At 42.8% G+C, this 20,753-nt stretch carries 16 protein-coding genes; 10 read left to right on the forward strand and 6 right to left on the reverse strand.

All coding sequences use genetic code 11. The features are described from left to right. Positions 1-321 precede the first annotated feature (321 nt). The 8 genes from sdsA (at position 322) to B4C48_RS01585 (ending at position 10,999) form a co-directional block, all read left to right on the forward strand. Positions 322-1,299 carry an All-trans-nonaprenyl-diphosphate synthase gene (gene sdsA, locus B4C48_RS01550; protein WP_291352738.1) on the forward strand — a complete coding sequence of 326 codons (978 nt, stop codon included), beginning with the start codon at positions 322-324 and terminating at the stop codon, positions 1,297-1,299. 34 nt (positions 1,300-1,333) lie between these two features. Then, complete coding sequence (locus tag B4C48_RS01555; protein ID WP_291352740.1) at positions 1,334-3,388, forward strand: site-specific recombinase; 2,055 nt, start codon at positions 1,334-1,336, stop codon at positions 3,386-3,388. Positions 3,389-3,536: 148 nt separating this feature from the next. Continuing rightward, on the forward strand, positions 3,537-4,142 hold the full coding sequence (locus B4C48_RS01560) for a phosphatase PAP2 family protein (RefSeq protein WP_291352742.1): 606 nt from the start codon (positions 3,537-3,539) through the stop codon (positions 4,140-4,142). Positions 4,143-4,174: 32 nt separating this feature from the next. Continuing rightward, a complete protein-coding gene (locus B4C48_RS01565) occupies positions 4,175-5,440 on the forward strand; it encodes an efflux RND transporter periplasmic adaptor subunit (RefSeq protein WP_291352744.1) in 1,266 nt (421 codons plus the stop codon). Between the two features lie 12 nt (positions 5,441-5,452). After that, entirely contained in the window at positions 5,453-8,635 is a 3,183-nt protein-coding gene (locus B4C48_RS01570) for an efflux RND transporter permease subunit (protein WP_291352746.1), read from the forward strand. Beyond that, positions 8,635-10,092, forward strand: a complete 1,458-nt coding sequence (gene adeK, locus B4C48_RS01575) for a multidrug efflux RND transporter AdeIJK outer membrane channel subunit AdeK (protein ID WP_291352787.1) — start codon at positions 8,635-8,637, stop codon at positions 10,090-10,092. The genes B4C48_RS01570 and adeK overlap by 1 nt, the downstream gene beginning before the upstream one ends. Before the next feature lie 103 nt (positions 10,093-10,195). Beyond that, positions 10,196-10,552, forward strand: coding sequence for a YbjQ family protein (locus tag B4C48_RS01580; protein WP_291352747.1), 357 nt, complete (start codon positions 10,196-10,198; stop codon positions 10,550-10,552). A 3-nt stretch (positions 10,553-10,555) separates the two neighbouring features. Beyond that, on the forward strand, positions 10,556-10,999 hold the full coding sequence (locus tag B4C48_RS01585) for a YbjQ family protein (protein ID WP_291352749.1): 444 nt from the start codon (positions 10,556-10,558) through the stop codon (positions 10,997-10,999). Positions 11,000-11,016: 17 nt separating this feature from the next. On the opposite strand, the gene B4C48_RS01590 is transcribed toward B4C48_RS01585, so the two are convergent. The 3 genes from B4C48_RS01590 to B4C48_RS01600 all read right to left on the reverse strand — a co-directional run bounded on the left by B4C48_RS01590 (position 11,017) and on the right by B4C48_RS01600 (position 13,362). Further along, positions 11,017-11,754 carry a hypothetical protein gene (locus B4C48_RS01590; protein ID WP_291352751.1) on the reverse strand — a complete coding sequence of 246 codons (738 nt, stop codon included), beginning with the start codon at positions 11,752-11,754 and terminating at the stop codon, positions 11,017-11,019. Positions 11,755-11,848: 94 nt separating this feature from the next. Beyond that, positions 11,849-12,655 carry an SDR family oxidoreductase gene (locus tag B4C48_RS01595; RefSeq protein ID WP_291352753.1) on the reverse strand — a complete coding sequence of 269 codons (807 nt, stop codon included), beginning with the start codon at positions 12,653-12,655 and terminating at the stop codon, positions 11,849-11,851. 20 nt (positions 12,656-12,675) lie between these two features. After that, entirely contained in the window at positions 12,676-13,362 is a 687-nt protein-coding gene (locus B4C48_RS01600) for a hypothetical protein (protein ID WP_291352755.1), read from the reverse strand. A 184-nt stretch (positions 13,363-13,546) separates the two neighbouring features. Between B4C48_RS01600 and B4C48_RS01605 the strand changes: the two genes are divergently transcribed. After that, complete coding sequence (locus B4C48_RS01605) at positions 13,547-16,441, forward strand: valine--tRNA ligase (protein WP_291352757.1); 2,895 nt, start codon at positions 13,547-13,549, stop codon at positions 16,439-16,441. 59 nt (positions 16,442-16,500) lie between these two features. Here the strand turns inward: B4C48_RS01605 and B4C48_RS01610 are convergent, their stop codons facing one another. The 3 genes from B4C48_RS01610 to B4C48_RS01620 form a co-directional block, all read right to left on the reverse strand. Next, positions 16,501-17,658 (reverse strand): hypothetical protein, encoded by a 1,158-nt coding sequence (locus tag B4C48_RS01610; RefSeq protein WP_291352760.1) that lies wholly within the window; start codon positions 17,656-17,658, stop codon positions 16,501-16,503. A 214-nt stretch (positions 17,659-17,872) separates the two neighbouring features. Then, positions 17,873-18,241, reverse strand: coding sequence for an endonuclease domain-containing protein (locus B4C48_RS01615; protein WP_291352762.1), 369 nt, complete (start codon positions 18,239-18,241; stop codon positions 17,873-17,875). A gap of 178 nt (positions 18,242-18,419) precedes the next feature. Continuing rightward, the gene (locus B4C48_RS01620; RefSeq protein WP_291352764.1) at positions 18,420-19,448 is read right to left on the reverse strand and encodes a molecular chaperone DnaJ; all 1,029 of its coding nucleotides are present in this window, start codon (positions 19,446-19,448) and stop codon (positions 18,420-18,422) included. A 321-nt stretch (positions 19,449-19,769) separates the two neighbouring features. Between B4C48_RS01620 and B4C48_RS01625 the strand changes: the two genes are divergently transcribed. Beyond that, positions 19,770-20,447, forward strand: coding sequence for a DUF421 domain-containing protein (locus B4C48_RS01625; protein ID WP_291352766.1), 678 nt, complete (start codon positions 19,770-19,772; stop codon positions 20,445-20,447). Positions 20,448-20,753 lie beyond the last annotated feature (306 nt).

The raw sequence follows: 20,753 nt of genomic DNA on the forward strand, positions 1-20,753 counted from the left end.
TACATCCGGATCTTAGATTTTATAAAATGAAATAGATTTTTAAAATCAATTCGCTACTATACACTAGGAAATGCCAACGCTATCCAGACAGCAGATGAGTTGCTGGATTGGGGACGCGTTTAAAATCATTTGCTTAGTCAGGATTTAAGCAACTATATTAAGATCTTAACTATATCGTCAGATATAGTTGTTACACTAAGGTCTGCTGACATTTCATCAACGGCTAGCGTTGCAGGTTAAAGTTGAGCATGAAACTTATTTCCTGCCGAAATATCAACAGAACTTATATAAGCAATTCAATTTTTAGAGGTTTCTCTTCGTATGGCCATCGACTTCAAGCAAGACATTCTCGCTCCTGTTGCTTCAGATTTTGCTGCGATGGACACGTTTATCAATGAAGGGATCACTTCAAAAGTTGCTTTGGTGATGGCGGTCAGTAAACACGTAGTGGAAGCCGGTGGTAAGCGCATGCGTCCGATTATGTGCTTATTGGCTGCAAAAGCCTGTGGCGCAGAAGATATCGAACGGCAACGTAAACTGGCAGCGATTATTGAAATGCTGCACACTGCGACCTTGGTGCATGATGATGTGGTGGATGAGTCAGGCTTACGTCGCGGTCGTCCTACAGCAAATGCCACCTGGAATAACCAGACTGCGGTTTTGGTCGGTGATTTCCTTATTTCGCGTGCTTTCGATTTGCTGGTCGATCTGAACGACATGACCTTGCTGAAAGACTTTTCTACCGGCACCTGTGAAATTGCGGAAGGTGAAGTGTTGCAACTGCAAGCACAGCATCAGCCAGAAACCACGGAAAAAACCTATCTCGACATTATTCATGGCAAAACTTCACGCCTGTTTGAACTGGCTACTGAAGGTGCAGCCATTTTAGCGGGTACCCCACACTATCGTGAACCGCTACGCGTTTTTGCCGGTCACTTTGGCAATGCCTTTCAAATTATTGATGATATTTTAGACTACACTTCTGATGCTGAAACATTAGGTAAAAATATTGGTGATGATTTAATGGAAGGCAAACCGACTTTGCCATTAATCTCTGCACTGCAAAAAACCACCGATGAAGAACATGAAATTGTTCGTTTAAGTATTGCCACGGGTGGTCTTAACCATCTGGACCGTGTGATCGAGATTGTGCAAAACTGCGGGGCTCTGGATTATTGTCGTCAGCGTGCCACTGAAGAAACACAATTTGCACTCAAAGCTTTAGATGCACTTCCGGACAGTGAATATCGCCAGGCATTGATTAATTTGACCCAGCTTGCCCTCAACCGGATTCAATAATGAGATTTGAAAAATATAGTTTTACTCCTCGCCTATGCATATAAATTTTACTGATCTATTCTTAAAAATGCAGGAACAGCTTGAAACCAATCAGGCTGTTCTTGATGATTCACTGCTTATTGAGTTAGTGAACCGTATTCGACCGGATGATTCCACCGATCTGGACGAAATTAACAACAAATTTCAGGCTTTCATTCAAGCGCTGCTGCTTACTCCGCAAGCGGCCATTAGCTTTCAAAATTTTATCTTAAAACTCATTAATCAATACAAGCAAACCAGTCTATATGCTGACACTGGTATTTTGTCTCTGGATGGCTTTTGGAATCAGCTGGTACAGCGTCTGGGGGCGCACTTTCTCCCCCTGATTAATGACGAAAGCCAACTGCAAGATTTGCTACGCCGGGTTTTTTATCAACGCAGTGATAAATACTGGCTAGACAGTATTGCTGAAGAAGACTGGCAAAAGCTGTTTGGACTCATCAATCAAGGGCACAGCAATCAACAGCAAAAGCTCAAAATTAAAAGCGAGCTGATTAAAGCGATTACCGTTTTATCTTACCGGATTAGCGGCATTGGCCTGTATCCGGAATTTATTAATGCCCATCCGGAACTCACCGAATATGAATCACCTTTTCTGGCGCAGAACCGGGAAATCAATGAATTCATCCAGCATTACAAGATGCTCTATCAAAACACCGACGCACTGGCCTTAACTGTTGTACCAGACGCTTCTCAAGCGCTGGTTATGATTGAGCAATGTCGGGATGTGGCGTTGAAAATTCGTCGTGCCACCAAAAGAATTGGGGTCAGTTTAAGCCTGACTTATTTGCTATCATTACTGGAACAATGCCTGGACCGTATTGAACTGTTGCTGAATCTGATTATGGATGAAGATCAGCTTCGCTATGAGTCTCTAGGCTTATTGCTGGTCGATATCACGCATGCCATTTATAGCGAGCGCAGTGTACGCTCACTGTTAGCCGCAAACAGTGAACTGATTGCATTACAAGTCACAGAAAATGCCAGTAAAACCGGTGAACACTACGTAAGTACTGACAAGCAGGGTTTCTGGTCGATGTATAAATCGGCCGCAGGTGCAGGTGTGATTATTGCCACCATGGCAACCCTCAAGATACTGGCAGCACGACTGGCCATGGCGCCGATCATGCAGGCCTTTGTCTTTAGCATGAATTATTCACTCGGATTTATGTTGATTCATGTACTGCATTTTACCGTTGCCACTAAACAGCCCGCCATGACGGCAGCCGCGCTTGCCGCCACAGTACAGCATACTAAAGGCTCCAAAACTGCACAGATTGCTGAACTTGCCGCACTAATCATTAATATTATCCGGACCCAGTTCATTGCCATTCTAGGTAATATTTCGATTGCCATTCCGACCGCAGCGGTCATTACCCTGTTGTGGCAATATGGCATGGATGAACCCCTGTTAACTCATGCCAAAGCCACCAAGACTTTACATTCACTGAATCCATTTACTTCACTGGCGATTCCTCATGCCGCCATTGCCGGTGTGTGTCTGTTCTTTTCAGGTCTGATTGCCGGTTACTTTGACAATATGGCGGTGTACCGCAAAGTTGGTCCACGCTTAAAGGCGCATTTCCGCTTAAAGCGCTTAATGGGACAAGAACGCCTGAATAAATTCGCAGCCTATATTGAACGAAATTTAGGAGCTTTGGCGGGGAACTTCCTGTTCGGGATTATGCTTGGCAGTATGGGCACCATCGGTTTTATTTTAGGGCTGCCACTGGACATTCGCCATATTGCTTTTGCTTCAGCCAACTTTATTCAAGGCCTGATCTGTATTAATGGTAGTCCTGAAATTGGCCTGATTATTGTTTCATTTTTAGGGGTGTTGTTGATTGGCCTGACTAACTTATTTGTGAGTTTCAGCCTGACCATTATTGTGGCTTTACGTGCCCGCCGGGTTCGCTTTGAACAATGGAAACCATTGGCTAAACTGGTACTCACTCACTTTTTAACCCGCCCAAGTGACTTTTTTTGGCCACCGAAAACGCCATTGGAAGTAGATGAGTTTGCACCGGCCCAAAAATCGGCACTGAAGTAATTTGCTATTTTTGTTTTACTTCGCGTTAAAAAATCGGTAAAAAGAAAAGCATAATTTACACATACTTGAAATAAAGTGTACTGATGAGTACACTTTAACCATTAAATTAGTCATGCTTCAATCGGCTAAGATAACAAAGGTTCCTTACATGCCTTATCTGTTGCTTGGTGTAGGATTTTTCTTATTTATTTTCAGCATATTAATGCTTGCCTTCCCATCCTTGAATCTCTTCGACTGGGTGATGATTGAATGGCTGAGCCAGCATCGTACCTTGTCTCTAAATAGGATATTTATCGCACTTTCGACTATAGGCGGTATGCCATTTGTGTTATTTTTAACCACAATCTGGTGTTTACACCAAGCTTGGTATAAAAAATATACAAATGTTATTTTCATTAGTTTAGGACTGATAGGAAGTATAGCCACGGTTTGGCTACTCAAATACGTAATTTCAAGGCCTCGCCCACCCGAAATGTATCATCTGGTTCAAAGTTATGGTGCTTCATTTCCCAGTGCGCATAGTATTTATGCCGCGGCTTTGGGCTGTCTTGCAATTTATCTCAGTCAGAAACATCCACAGCATACCTTAATTTGTATATGTGCTTTTGTTTGGTTGTTCATTATGGGAATTTCAAGGGTTTACCTTGGGGTACATTTCCCCTCTGATGTGTTGGCTGGTTGGAGCATAGGTTTTATTTGGATCACACTACTTTATCTGCTGTATGTCAAATTTAGTAGGGCGAAAACAAATTAGTTTTTAGATAAGAATCTAATCGAGGTGGAACAATGATGTCTGCAAAGCTATGGGCGCCCGCCCTTACCGCTTGCGCATTAGCAACAAGTATTGCACTTGTTGGTTGTAGCAAAGATCCTAAGGATGCGCAGCAAGCTGCAGCAGCCCAACAAATGCCACCGACTGAAGTGGGTGTCATTGTTGCTCAACCCCAAAGCGTAGAGCAATCGGTAGAACTTTCAGGTCGTATGACGGCCTTTGAAATTTCTGAAGTTCGTCCACAGACCAGTGGTGTCATTCTTAAACGTCTGTTTACTGAAGGTAGTTATGTACGTAAAGGACAGGCCCTGTATGAAATTGACTCGCGAACCAACCGTGAAACTGTAGCCAGTGCACGTGCTGCGCTAAATCGTCAACAGGCCAACTTGAACGTATTACGCGTGAAAGAAGGACGTTACAGTCAACTTGTTGGCACCAATGCCATTTCAAAACAAGAATATGATGATATTGCTGCACAAGTAAAACTGGCTGAAGCAGATCTTGCTGCAACTCAAGCTGAGCTTAAGAATGCAGAAATCAATCTCGGTTATTCAACCGTGCGTTCCCCTATTTCAGGTCAAACCAACCGCTCTACCGTGACTGTAGGTGCGCTGGTTACAGCCAGTCAGGCTGAACCTTTGGTGACTGTACAGCGCCTAGACCCGATTTATGTCGACATTAACCAGTCTAGTGCAGAATTATTGCGTTTACGTCAACAATTAAGCCAAGGCAGCTTAGGCAGCAGCAACAACACGAAAGTGAAATTAAAGCTTGAAGATGGCAGCACCTATCCGGTTGAAGGTCGCCTTGCATTCTCTGATGCCAGCGTGAATCCGGATACAGGCACCGTGACTTTGCGTGCCGTGTTCCCGAACCCAAATCATTTATTGCTTCCAGGTATGTATGCCACTGCTCAAATCGTGCAGGGTGTGATTCCAAATGCCATCCTGATCCCTCAGGCAGCGATTACCCGTACGCCAACAGGTCAGGCTATTGCCATGATCGTCAATGCCAAAGGCGCTGTTGAAACACGTCCGGTGGAAACTGCGGGTGTTCAAGGTAAAGACTGGATTGTGACCAAAGGTTTACAGACTGGTGAAAAAGTGATTGTTGATGGTATTGCCAAGGTGAAAGAAGGCGCAACTGTCGTTGCCAAGCCTTATCAACCTCAAGCTGCGCCTCAAGGTGCCGGTCAACCTGCCGCACAAGCCAATAAAACAGCTCAACCTGCGCAGCAAGCACAACCCAAAACTGAACAAAAATCTACTTCAAATACATAAGGGGTAGACTAGATGGCTCAATTTTTTATTCATCGCCCGATTTTTGCCTGGGTGATTGCATTGGTCATTATGCTGGCGGGTATTTTAACCATCAGCAAAATGCCGATTGCACAATATCCGACCATTGCTCCGCCAACAGTCAGTATTTCTGCGACTTATCCGGGTGCATCTGCTGAAACTGTAGAAAATACAGTGACCCAGATCATTGAGCAGCAAATGAATGGTCTAGATGGCTTACGTTATATCTCGTCAAATAGTGCGGGTAACGGTCAGGCATCTATCGCTTTGAACTTTGAACAAGGCATTGATCCTGATATTGCCCAAGTTCAAGTTCAAAACAAATTACAGTCAGCAACGGCGCTACTCCCTGAAGATGTACAACGTCAAGGGCTTCGCGTAACCAAATCGGGTGCAAGCTTCTTGCAGGTTTTGGCTTTCTACTCACCCAATGGTGAATTGACCGATGCCGACATTAAAGATTATGTGAACTCGAATATTTCTGAACCGCTCAGCCGTGTGGCGGGTGTCGGTGAAGTACAGGTATTTGGTGGTTCATATGCCATGCGTATCTGGTTAGATCCTGCAAAACTTAGCAGCTACCAGCTGACTCCAAGTGATGTCGTGGCTGCCTTGCGTACTCAAAACGCGCAGGTTGCTGTGGGTCAATTGGGCGGTGCGCCAGCGGTTGAAGGTCAAGTACTGAATGCCACTGTAAATGCACAAAGTCTTTTGCAAACGCCTGAACAGTTCAAAAACATTTTCTTGAAAAATGCCGGTTCTGGTGCAAAAGTAACTATTGGTGATATTGCCAAAGTCGAATTAGGTTCGGACAACTATCAGTTTACCTCGAAATTCAACGGCAAGCCTGCCGGTGGTGTAGCGATTAAACTGGCCACGGGTGCAAATGCATTAGACACCGCGACTGCGGTAGAAGAACGTTTAGTACAGTTACGTAAAAACTATCCAACAGGTTTAAAAGATCAGCTGGCGTTTGATACCACCCCGTTTATCAAACTTTCGATTGAAAGTGTAGTTCACACTTTAGTTGAAGCGATTATTCTGGTATTCCTGGTTATGTTCCTGTTCTTGCAGAACTGGCGTGCAACCCTGATTCCAACCATGGCTGTGCCGGTGGTTGTACTCGGTACATTCGCGATTATCAACCTGTTTGGCTTCTCAATTAACACGCTCACGATGTTTGCCATGGTTCTTGCCATTGGTCTTCTGGTGGATGATGCGATTGTCGTGGTCGAAAACGTTGAACGTATTATGGGAGAAGAGCATCTAGAGCCGGTTGAGGCGACTGAAAAGTCGATGAATCAGATCTCTGGTGCATTGATTGGTATTACCACGGTATTGTCTGCCGTATTCGTCCCAATGGCGTTCTTTAGCGGAACCACCGGGGTGATTTACCGTCAGTTCTCGATTACCCTGGTGACTGCAATGGTTCTGTCACTGATTGTGGCATTAACATTTACCCCTGCGCTTTGTGCGACCTTGTTGAAACAGCATGACAAGAATAAACCGCAAAGCAACAGTGCCCCTGCCCGCTTCTTCCGCTGGTTCAATGAACGCTTTGAACGTACTGCTGAAGGCTACCAAAAATGGGTCGGAAAACTGCTGATTCATAAAATCATTGCCGGTGCGATTTATGCGGTCGTGATTGTCGGTCTATTGTTCTTGTTCAAAAGCTTGCCAAGTTCATTCTTGCCGGATGAAGACCAAGGCGTGGTCATGACTCTGGTTCAGCTTCCACCGAATGCTACCCTGAACCGTACTGAAAAAGTTATTGATCAAATGACTGGCTTCTTTATGGAAGGTGAAAAAGCCAATGTCGACTCTGTCTTTAGTGTCGCAGGTTTCTCGTTTACCGGTGTCGGTCAAAATGCCGGTCTGGCTTTCATCAAATTGAAAGACTGGAGCGAACGTACTTCTCCTGAATCGCAAATCGGTGCCATTATCCAGCGTGGTATGGCATTGAACGTCATTGCTAAAGATGCGTCTTATGTAATGCCATTGCAGCTTCCTGCAATGCCTGAACTGGGTGTTTCTGCTGGCTTTAACTTGCAGTTGAAAGATGCAGCCGGTCTTGGTCATGAAAAACTGCTCACTGCACGTAACATGATCTTGGGTATGGCTGCACAGGACAAACGTCTTGCGGGTGTTCGTCCAAATGGTCAGGAAGATACGCCACAGTACAAAATCTATGTAGATAACGAAAAAGCCAGCGCTATGGGCGTCAGCATTTCTGAAATCAACAGCACCATGAGTATTGCTTGGGGTGGTTCATACATTAATGACTTTGTCGACCGTGGTCGTATTAAGAAAGTTTATGTTCAGGCCGTTCCGGATGCACGTATGATGCCGGAAGATCTCAACAAGTGGTACGTACGCAGCAACGCTGGTCAAATGGTTCCGTTCTCTGCTTTTGCTACAGGTGAATGGACTTACGGTTCGCCACGTCTTGAACGTTATAACGGTATTTCATCGGTTAACATTCAGGGTACGCCTGCTCCGGGTGTCAGCTCGGGTGATGCGATGCTTGCCATGGAAGAAATCATTGCCAAATTGCCTGAAATGGGTATCGCTGGCCTTGACTACGAGTGGACAGGTTTATCGTTGGAAGAACGTGAATCTGGCTCGCAAACGCTTGGTCTGTATGCGCTTTCAATGCTGATTGTATTCTTGTGTCTTGCGGCATTGTACGAGAGCTGGTCAATTCCATTCTCAGTCATGCTGGTGATTCCACTAGGTATTGTCGGTGCAATTGGCTTGACTTTCTTGGGTATGGTTCTGTTTAAGGATCCAAACCTGTCGAATAACATTTACTTCCAGGTTGCGATTATTGCCGTCATTGGTTTGGCTGCGAAAAATGCGATCTTGATTGTCGAATTTGCCAAGGAGCTGCAGGAAGATAAAGGCGAGCCTTTACTTGAAGCGACCCTTCATGCAGCAAAAATGCGTTTGCGTCCAATCATCATGACCACTTTAGCCTTCGGTTTTGGTGTACTTCCGCTTGCCCTGTCTACAGGTGCCGGCGCAGGTAGCCAGCACTCGGTCGGTTATGGTGTACTCGGTGGCGTAATCAGTTCGACTTTATTGGGTATCTTCTTTATTCCTGTGTTCTATGTCTGGATTCGAAGTATCTTTAAATTTAAACCTAAAAAACCAAATAATCAGGAGCAAGCATCGTGATGCAAAAGGTATGGTCTATCTCAGGTCGTAGCATTGCGGTATCTGCACTTGCGCTTGCTTTGACTGCATGTCAAAGCATGCGTGGCCCAGAGCCCGTAGCTCAAGCGAATATTCCAGAACAGGGTTACTTAACCGCGAATTCTGGACCTTCAATTGCTGAACAAGGTTATAAAGACTTTTTTGCCGATCAACGCTTAATCCAAGTGCTTGATCTGGCATTAGCCAATAACCGTGATTTGCGTACTTCGACCTTGAATATTCAACGTGCGCAGCAACAGTACCAAATTACCCAGAACAATCAGCTGCCAACCATTGGTGCCAGCGGTAGTGTGCTGCGTCAAGACACGCTCAACACCGGTACCATGACCAGCTACAATGTAGGTCTGGGCGTGACTGCCTATGAGCTGGATTTCTGGGGTCGTGTACGTAGCTTAAAAGATAATGCTTTGGATACGTATCTGGCCACTTCAAGTGCGCGTGATGCGACTCAAATTGCCCTGATTGGTCAAGTGGCGCAAGCCTGGTTGAATTATTCGTTTGCCAATGCAAATTTAAGACTTGCAGATCAGACGCTGAAAGCCCAACTTGAGTCTTATAACCTCAACAAAAAACGTTTCGATGTTGGTATCGACAGTGAAGTTCCTGTTCGTCAGGCACAGATTTCTGTAGAGACTGCACGTAACGATGTGGCCAATTACAAGACTCAGATTGCTCAAGCACAGAACCTGCTTAACCTGCTTGTAGGTCAAGCTGTTCCTGCTAACCTGTTACCGACTCAACGTGTGACACGGATCAGTCAAGGCAATGCGCTAAGTGCGGGTTTACCAAGTGACTTACTCACCAACCGTCCAGACATCCGTGCTGCGGAATATCAGCTTTCTGCCGCAGGTGCAAACATTGCTGCAGCGAAAGCACGCTTATTCCCGACCATCAGTTTGACCGGTAATGCAGGCTATGCGTCAACCAGCTTAAGCGACCTGTTCAAATCAGGCGGATTTGTCTGGTCAATTGGCCCAAGTATTGACCTTCCAATCTTCGATTGGGGTACACGTCAAGCCAACATCAAAATTTCAGAAACAGATCAGCAAATTGCTTTATCTGACTATGAAAAATCAATTCAGTCCGCTTTCCGCGAAGTGAATGATGCCTTGGCAGTACGTCAAAACATTGGTGACCGTTTAGCTGCACAGCGCCGTTTGGTGGATGCAACCAATACCACATACCGACTGTCAAATGCCCGCTTCCGTGCCGGTATTGACAGTTACTTAACCGTATTGGATGCGCAACGTGCATCATATGCAGCTGAACAAGGTTTATTGTTGCTTGAACAAGCCAACATGAATAACCAGGTTGAATTGTATAAGACCCTGGGTGGTGGTCTTAAAGCCAACACCGGTGATGCTGTTCAACAGGTGCCATCTAGTGCTGAACGCAAAGCTGCAAACAGCGCTCAATAAATTATAGCTCATAAAAAAGCCTGCGCAATGCAGGCTTTTTTATTGCTTTTTCAAGCCCGATTTCCTATCTTCACTAGACTCCATTTCGTTTGAATATCAAAAAATGCTCCTTAGTAATTTAGAATCTGTTCCGGCTCACACCATTATTCGTCAAATTGATGTGGTCTACGGCAGCACTGTACGCAGCAAGCATGTCGGACGTGACTTGCTGGCTGGCCTGAAAAATATTGTTGGTGGTGAACTGACTGCCTATACTGAACTGCTGGAAGAATCGCGTCAGGAAGCCATGAACCGGATGATTGAAAAGGCTCAATCTTTAGGTGCAAATGCTGTGGTCGGCATCCGTTTTTCTACCTCGAATATTGCACAAGGCGCTTCTGAACTTTTTGTTTATGGAACTGCAGTGGTTGTGGAACCAAATGCGACCAAACTTCCTGATCCCTTCCCGACGCAAGGTTAAGTCATGGATGCTTTTCTATTAAAAGTCATTATCTTTGTGGTTTTATTTACTATTGGCTGGGGATTTGGCCGCCGCGCGGAAAAAAAACATTTTACTGAACTGGATGAGCAAGAACAGCGTTTGGCTTATATCACCCTGGACAATAGCCGCTTTAAAACGTCTTCCCATCCTGGGCAACTGGTCAGTAGCAATGTGGTGATTTCGCATGATTACTTTAAATATGTCATTGCCAATATCCAGAATTTTTTTGGTGGTCGCTTAACCAGTTATGAAAGCGTAGTTGAACGAGCCCGCCGTGAGGCAATTGTGCGCTTAAAACAGGAAGCGGAAAAAATCGGTGCGACGTATATTATGGGTTTACGCTTAAGTACCACAGAGCTTGGTATGCAAGGCGGCATGGTCGAAGTGTTTGCATATGGAACGGCGATTCAACGACCTTCAGATTAAATAAAGCAGTTAAAGACTCAGTATCGGTAGTCTTCAGCAAAAGCTTGAGGAACCTGGTATTGAGTTCCATCAAATTTCAGTATAAAACTTTGCTGAGCTCGGTTGCGTTTTCCCTCTACACAATGTTCTAGTGTTCCTGACATTTCGTAGTGGCTGATTTTGCTGCGTACCTGAATATCAGAATATTGATGTGACTTTTTTGGAAGCATCACTAATGTTGAATTACGTTCCTCAATCTCAGCATTGCATTGTGTATCGGTTTCAGCACGATAACGCTCTACAATCAAGCCATCTAAAATCATCGTTTTATTGTTTAAATCGTACAAATTAAGCAATTGCATACGATATGGATTGGGCTGTGAATGTCCGCTGTAATTTAATCTTAAGCCAATGGCTCTAACCGTCTGTGAAACTTTATAAGCTCCTAGATCGAGTGATATTGAATCCAGTGAAATCGCATCGGAAATTAAAGATTGCTGCACCACATACTTCGATTGTACGGTATTGGTTTTCGTCTCCAGAGTTAAAAACGTGAGTTGATAAACGCCAATAGTTTCATCTTCCTTCGAAGCTATCCATTTCGTATAGGCAACCAGACTCAGCTCAGGAGATTGCGGCAATGACTTGCATGACAAATAATTTGAATCAAATGAGCCTATAATTTTTTGCTGCCTTAACAATTTTTCAAGTTGGGCTTTATTACTGCATAAGTCCCCGGCAAAGGAATATTGCGCTGCAAAAAGAAAAGAGATCATACATAATCCAAGAATGAAAAATCGATTTTCATAGTGTTTAACCATGTACAACCTCGTAATATTATTTTTTTAAGAAATCTGAATAAATCAGACCTTACTTCACTTTCATCTTACGAATCATTTTATACAGTGTACTTGGTGATAGGCGCGATACCCATACGCCCAGTTTTTCTTTCGTCCCGCCTACCACAATGTATTCTTCACCGTTCAGCAATGCACTCACCACTGTTTTGGCAAACACATCTGGCTCTAAACCATTTTCAATCGCTTCATCCTGATGCCCCTGTGGTTTACCTGCACCATTCAAGGCATTAAACGACACATTGGTTTTAACAAAGCCGGGGAAAATCACCGAGACATCCACGCCATTCTGCGCCACTTCCGCACGCAAGCTGTTGGCCCACATGTGAATGGCTGCTTTCGCTGCTGAATAGGAAGCACGGTATTGCGTACCCAAAATTCCTGCCACACTGGACACAAAGGCAATACGACCGGACTTTTGTGCAAGGAATGTCGGTAAAACTGTTTTGGTTAGAAACACTTGCGAGAAATAATCCACTTCCATAATGGCGCGTTCAGTTTGCATAGTGGTATCGGCAATCAGGGCACGCTGGCTGAGACCCGCGTTATTGATTAACCAGTCAATACGACCTTTCTGATTCAGCACTTTTTCATAGGCATGGCGAACCTGATTTTCATCGGTAATATCGGCACTGACACAGATATGCCGCTCAGGATCGGTCAAACTTAAACGGACATTTTCCAGTTCATCCATACGCCGTGCAGTCAGTACGACTTGCGCCCCTTGCAAGGCACACTCATGCGCCAGTGCCTTGCCTAAACCTGAAGATGCGCCGGTAATCCATACCACTTTGTTGTTTAAACTGTCCTGCTGCGCCATGTTATGTTTCCTGTTTTGAATTACGATTCTGAATGGTTTGATCTGTCATTTTTAGGCCCTTGATTCAAAAACATCAGAAAATGATCAAAGTAACGATGGGTTTCTTGAGCATCGTAATAAGCACCCAATTTTTCCAGACGTTTATAGCCTAATTGCGTGGTCAAACTAATGACACCATTTAAGGTTTTATCAACCACCAAATTGAATTTCAACATTTTTTTGGGTTCACGTACCAAATACGTCACACCTTGATCGACCATTTCGGTAAATGCTTTCAAGGCAGGCGAAACGTATTGGCTATTTCCACTTTTTACCTGTTCCACACAACCTAAAAGCTCCACCACCAGCACATGATCAACCTGATAGGAAATATAGTGTTGATCATCTTTTTCGTGGGCCATTTTAATCAAATAGTTGACCATTGGAATTAAGCGGTCATTGCCAAAAAATGACACTGACCACGGCATATATTTACGGACCGTATCTAAAATCTGCTGCACCACCTTGTCTGACTCTCGGTCACCCGAGGTAGATAAACGCGAGATTTCGCCAAAAACCTGATCGACAATTTCGCAGGAAATATCTGCCAGCACCTCACCCAGCGGTTTCGCCAGGCTTTGGGTTTCACCTTCATTCAGTTGCTGGTGAATCTGCCGGAATCGTTGATGGGTTTCAGCTTTTAATTTTAAAGAAATCAAATGACTCATAATAATTATCTCCTTTTAGAATTGTTCTGCGATCTTCTGCGCTGTTTTTATAATACTCTCATCATAGAACCTAATTGTGTATGTGCCAAATGCTTATTTTTTGCATTTTCTTTAGCTGCCTAATCTGCCATTTTTTTTGCTACAATAGATGCAATTTTTTATTCACTTTCGATCTGTTTTCACTATGACTGATTCTGCGCAAAATATTGCTACAACCTACGATCCGACCGAGATCGAGAAAAAATGGTACCAAACCTGGGAAGAGCGCGGTTACTTCAAGCCGTCTGAAAAAGGCGAGTCTTTCTGTATCATGATTCCGCCACCGAACGTCACTGGTAGCTTGCACATGGGTCATGGTTTTAACAATGCCATCATGGATGCTTTGACGCGTTTCAACCGTATGTCAGGTAAAAATACCTTATGGCAACCGGGTACTGACCACGCGGGTATTGCAACGCAAATGGTGGTAGAGCGTCAGTTGGGTGCACAAGGCATTAGCCGTCATGACCTAGGCCGTGAAAAGTTCATCGAAAAAGTCTGGGAATGGAAAGAGCAGTCTGGCGGTAACATTACCCGTCAAATCCGTCGCCTCGGTTCTTCGGTTGACTGGTCACGTGAACGCTTCACCATGGATGATGGTTTATCAAACGCAGTAAAAGAAGTGTTTGTTAAACTTCACGAAGAAGGTCTGATCTACCGCGGTAAACGCCTGGTTAACTGGGATCCAAAATTACAAACTGCCCTTTCTGACTTAGAAGTTGAGTCTGATAAAGAGGAAGCAGGTTCACTTTGGCACTTCAAATACTTCTTTGAAGATAAGTCACTGCGTACCCACGATGGTAAAGATTACATCGTAGTTGCAACGACGCGTCCTGAAACATTGTTAGGTGATACAGCGGTTGCTGTTGCCCTTGATGATGAACGCTATGCAGCACTCGTTGGCAAGAACATCATTCTTCCAATTACAGGTCGTGCTGTTCCGATCGTTAAAGACGAATATGTCGACAAAGAATTCGGTACCGGTTGTGTAAAAATCACGCCTGCACACGACTTCAATGACTATGAAGTGGGTAAACGCTGCGAATTGCCAATCATCAATATCTTCAACAAAAATGCTGAAGTGCTGGCTGAGTTTGAATATATTGAAAAAGCGGGCGAGCAAATTTCTAAAACCATTCCTGCGCCTAGTGAATATGTTGGTTTAGAGCGTTTTGAAGCACGTAAAAAGTTAGTTGAACAAGCTGAAAGCGAAGGCTGGTTAGACCAAATTCAACCCTATACGCTGAAGCCACCTCGCGGTGACCGTTCAGGCGTGATCGTTGAGCCATTACTTACAGACCAATGGTATGTAAAAATTGCTCCGCTTGCGAAGCCAGCAATTGAAGCAGTTCAGGACGGTCGTATCAAGTTCGTTCCTGAGCAATATAGCAACATGTACATGGCGTGGATGAACAACATCCAGGACTGGTGTATCTCGCGTCAATTATGGTGGGGTCACCGTATCCCGGCTTGGTACGATGCGGAAGGTAATGTGTACGTTGGTCGTGACGAAGCTGAAGTTCGTGCGAAAAACAACATCCCTGCTGACGTACAGTTAAACCAGGACGAAGACGTACTGGATACATGGTTCTCTTCAGGTCTCTGGACATTCTCAACTTTAGGTTGGACTGGCGATGCCAAGAAAGATGCGGAAAACTATTTCTTAAATACTTTCCACCCAACAGATGTGCTGGTGACAGGTTTTGACATCATCTTCTTCTGGGTAGCGCGTATGATCATGCTGACCATGCACTTCATGAAGAATGAAGATGGTACGCCACAAGTGCCGTTTAAAACTGTGTACGTTCACGGTTTGGTACGTGATGGCGAAGGTCAGAAGATGTCTAAATCTAAAGGTAACGTACTTGACCCATTAGACTTGATTGACGGTGTAGATTTAGAAACTTTAGTACAAAAACGTACAACAGGTTTGATGAACCCGAAACAGGCGGCGAAGATTGAGAAATCGACTCGTAAAGAATTCCCTGAAGGCATTCAATCTTACGGTACAGATGCGGTTCGTTTCACCTTCTGTGCGCTTGCAAACACCGGTCGTGACATCAAGTTCGATATGAAGCGTGTTGAAGGCTACCGTAACTTTGCCAACAAAATCTGGAACGGTACACGTTTCGTGATGATGAACGTTGAAGGTCAAACTGTTGGTCAAACTGCACGTCCTGATCTTTGGGAATTGCCTGAACAGTGGATTGTTAGCCGTCTGCAAAAAGCGACTGCTGCAGTACAAACTGCATTTGCAACTTATCGTTTAGACTTGGCTGCACAAGCGATTTACGAATTCATCTGGAATGAATACTGTGACTGGTATGTTGAGTTAACCAAACCGGTTCTGAACGATGAAAATGTATCTGAAGAGCGTAAAGCTGAAGTACGTCGTGTATTGCTTGCGGTGATGGAAGCGTCTTTACGTCTTGCTCATCCGTTAATGCCGTACTTGACTGAAGAAATCTGGCAAACACTTGCGCCGAAACTTGGTATCGCTGGCGAAACCATCATGCTTGCTCAGTACCCAACTGCTGATGAAGCGTTAATGAATGACCAAGCTGAAGCAGATATGCAATGGCTTCAAGGTTTGATTGGGGCAGTACGTAACATTCGTGGTGAAATGGGTCTAGGTAACGCTCGCTTGTTGCCTGTTCTTCTTCAAAACACGACTGATGCTGAAAAAGCGCAGATCACACGTATTGAAGCGTTGTTTAAAGCATTGGCTAAAGTTGAAAGCATCACCTTCTTGGCGGATGGCGAGCAACCACCATTGTCTTCTTCATCTGTAGTCGGTCACGTATCTGTGTACGTTCCAATGAAGGGCTTAATTGATCCTAAAGCGGAATTGGGTCGTCTACAAAAAGACTTAGACAAAGTTCAAAAGCAACATGACCAAATTGCCACTAAACTTGGCAATGAAGGTTTTGTGGCAAAAGCACCTGCTGCTGTGGTCGAAGGCGAGAAAGTGAAACTTGCTGAGTTTGCTGATCAGTTAGCGAAGATTAAAGCAAATATGGAGCAGATTGCAGCGCTTTAATGTGTTGTTAGTTTGATCTATTTTTTGTATAAAGGGCTGATTATTCAGTCCTTTATATTTTATTTGGTAAATCCTCTCATATCAACAAGATAAGGTGGAAATAAAATACCTACCCTTTTTGTTTCCTCATTAAAGCCTAATGTAGATGTTTCTAAAAGATGTTCTATGTGCTCTTTAATATTCTCATTTAATTTACTTAAAATATAATTTATAAAATTTTTCACAATTTCATATTCACCATGAATTGATTGAATATTCATAGTCCGAATAGATACACCTATACTTTTTTCCCAAAAATCTTCATATTGATCAAAAATAGGCATTTTTTTATCAAAATATACATTTCCAAATGCCTGCTTATTGATATTTACGTTACCATGAAGCAGATCATTTCTTTCATTCATCAAAGTATGAAACCTTTTACACTCCTCTGTTGTATAATCAACATTAGATGAAAATCCATTACAATTTAAATGCAATGATTGAACTCTAATATCTATAGGCTGTCTAAGAGTAGTTTGATAGAGTCTGTCATTTGATTTAATTTCAGGCTTAGCTAATATAAATAATAAGAAATTTACAAAAGATTCTGCCATAACAGGCAACATAGCTCTTAAACCAAAGACTTGCCCAACTGCAAAATCATATTTTTGAAGTGTTTGTGTCCATTTTTCTTTAACTTCCTCAAACTCCAATTGATTTTGAGTGATCTTTAAATCTATACGATCTTGCTCTAAGTTTAAATTCAGCTCATTTAACTTTATAAAACTTTGTTCAATCGTAGACTTAATACGATAATACGGATTAATAAATTCAGTCCATTTTTCCAATGACTTTTTAGTTATAGATATACCTTGTCCATAATTTTTAAAATCTCCTTTGATTTGGCTAATGAAGTCGAACTTATTTAGTCCTAACTCGATAACTTCACCACTAACATGTATTTCTGTTCTGAAATTATGTCCTTGAATATGAACTAGTCCTTTAGGGGAATCTAACATCCAATCCCAATGAATTAAATTATCTGAATCATCATTTTTTAATATTGTTAAAATTCCATTGGGATCACCATATTTTGCTGATAAATAGCAAAATAAATCAATTGGTTTGATCTCATTTGTGATTTCCCAAATTTCGCCTTTTTTTGAACTATTATTTAATTTTCTTTTATCTAATAATTCTACAATGTCTAAAGGATTAAATTCTTGTAATTCCAAGAAAAAATTTTCCATTTAATTATCCAAATAACATAACTCCTTGTGATAATACATTTTTCTATTATTTATCAAAAGGCTAGACCGTCACTTAAAGATAATTTTTTTCATAGTTCAAACCCTCACCCCAGCCCTCTCCCATAGGGAGAAGGAGCGTCATTTGATTTTATACCTGCATCAATTTTATAACAAAGTTCCCTCTCCTTTTAGGAGAAGGTTAGGGAGAGGTATTTTTCAATTCAGTACACACTTTCCATAACTGTTCCAACACTACATCCGTCCGCCCCAACAAATCATGATTGCAATAACGTACCACCGTTAAACCCAAAGCCTCTAAAAACTTTGTACGCTCAGCATCGTATTCAATCACATCATCCATTCCATGCTGACAGCCATCCAACTCAACAACCAAACCAATTTCATGGCAGTAAAAATCCACAATATACGGCGCAATCACATGCTGACGACGGAATTTAAGCCCCATAAAACGCTTAGCACGTAGCAGTTGCCACATGAAAGCTTCTGCATCGGTGGCAGTGTGGCGCATGGATTTGGCGAATTCTAATAATTGGGGATCTATTTTCATTGTTATTTCCCCTCTCCCTAGCCCTCTCCCATAGGGAGAGGGAACTTTCATTGTGAATCTAATTCTTATTATTAAATTTTATACCAATTACTATAACCAAATTTACATCTTAAATCTGATATGTAATGGATTCCCCTCTCCTTCCAGGAGAGGGTCAGGGAGAGGTGATTTTTTTAAATTACAAAAACCCATTCTCCATCAACATCTCCACCCCACTCACCTTTCTCATATACTTCAAGCGTTCCTTTTCACCTTTTAGTTGCTTTTTCATCGCTGAAGTATCAGCATCCACCTGCTTATATAAATCTGTAATTTTGACCTTGCCTGTCCATGTTTTTCTATTCCAGTTCAGCAATTGAATAATTTCTTCTATCTGCTCATCTAATTTTTGACTTTGTAGATCTAAAGCCAGTTGATAAAACTTCATCTGCTCAGTACTTAAACTTTTTTGTGAAGCGCCCCGATTCTGCTCAATCTGGATTTGCAGTTTCAGCAGATAAAATAAATCCTGCGCTGCATAGGCCTCATTCGCCCGTTGCAATAACTCGGTCTTTTCAACTTTCTTGGTTTCATCCGGTTCACGGTCAGGATGAATGGTCGCAGCAATTTTTAAGTACATGGTTTTCAACGACTGCTCGGCCAGCTTTGACGCTTGCTCCAGTTTTTCCTGCTGGCGTTTAAGCTTGGCTTGCTCGCGTGCCTGACTATACTTTTCGCTATCCCACTCTTCAAAATCGTCAGAGGCCATCTGATCTGAATTATTTTCTTCATCAAAAAATAAATCTATATCCTCTGCGCTTTGCTTTTTATTTTTTCTGGCTTGAGTGTATTCAATATGCTGTTGATAGTAATTGTAAATCTCATCCACGATCTGGGCCTGTTGCCCTGATAAAGATTGAGAGTCTTTTAAGTAAGCTGCAAGATACTGGATTTTGACATCCAGCTGGGTCGCCTCTGCCTTGGAAAACGCTGCCTCATGCAAATGCTTCCATAATTGTTCCAGTTGCTGAAACAACACCGCATGTAATTCATGATAGACCGGCATCAAGGTCTGACGGGTATATTGCTGAATTTCTTCCTGCGCCTGCTGCCACTGCTTCAGTTCAAGCTGCTGCTGTTCAATTTTATCAATCAGACGGTTCAGCTTTTTTTGCTGCGGCGAAAGCTCGGCATCGGGCTGAACAGTAGTTTTCAAATCGAAAGACATAGTAGAAAAAAGACAAAAGAAAAATTATAGCTGATTTCTATCCAAGACTTTATGTCTCTCGGTAAGCGTTTTTCTTGGTCAATAACACTTCAGATCTATTGAGCTAAAGCAGCCACTGTACCTATAACATTAGTGGGCAATTTCACGTTCAAACCGGCAGCAAGTTTAGATAAAATTCTGAATTGATCTTTTTAATTTAACTTTTTATTTTTCTGTAGTTTAACTTGTCATCATCCCGCATATAAATTGCTACACAACTCTACAGCTCTATTTTGCTAAAACTTGCTAAATTCCTTAATAACAAAGAGAAAAGGAAACTAAATGGATTTATCGGATATTTTTATCTATGACACCAGCTTGGCCCTTGCCGGTGAAATTCTGATTCGCTGTGTCATTATGTATTTAATGATTATCCTGTTTTTGCGTCTGACGGGAAAACGCGGTGTACGTCAGCTCTCGATCTTTGAAGTCGCGATTATTCTGGCCTTGGGGTCGATTGCCGGTGACCCGATGTTTACTGACGATATTCCGCTGATTCAGGCCGTGATTGTCATGTCCGTGATTACGGTCATGTATCGCCTCACTACCTGGCTAATGATGAAATATCAATGGTTTGAAGACTTACTTGAAGGTAAGGCACTGTATATTGTAGAAGAAGGCGAACTGGTACTGGATAAAATCAAAAAAGGTTCCATGTCACATGATGAATTCTTTGCCGAAATGCGCCAGCAAAATACTGAACATCTGGGGCAAATCAGAACCGCTTTACTGGAAACAGATGGAACTTTCAGTATCCTGTTTTATCCGAATAATCAGGTGAAATACGGTTTGCCGCTATTTCCCAAAGCCTGTCATATCGTCACAGAGGTTCAACCCGATGTGCTTTATGCCTGTATTTATTGTGGCAATACTCGAACGCTTTCTCATGCCAAACAGCAATGTGAGCGCTGTGACGACTGCGACTGGACCGTAGCCATCAACACTACCCGCATTGGTTAAGGGTTAAAAATAGAGATCATTACTTACTTCGAAGTCTTGGTAATGCGGCTTTATTAGACTTTAGTCCACCTCGTCTCCTTGAAAAAAAGTTTTGGAATAAACTGTGCTTTCTAATAACAGCTCACAGCAAAAAAATAGTTATTTCATAATCATTTATTAGTAACAAAACCGTAAAAAAATTTGCTTGAGCAATCCTTCATAACTCGCTTAAGATGAAATCTGATGTATTTATATACAGTAAAGAAAACATCTTTTGCATAAGAAATGAGTCGCTTTTACAGGCAACTTAGCACTTGATGATAATGA

Source organism: Acinetobacter sp. UBA3106, assembly GCA_002365595.1.
Taxonomy (GTDB): domain Bacteria; phylum Pseudomonadota; class Gammaproteobacteria; order Pseudomonadales; family Moraxellaceae; genus Acinetobacter.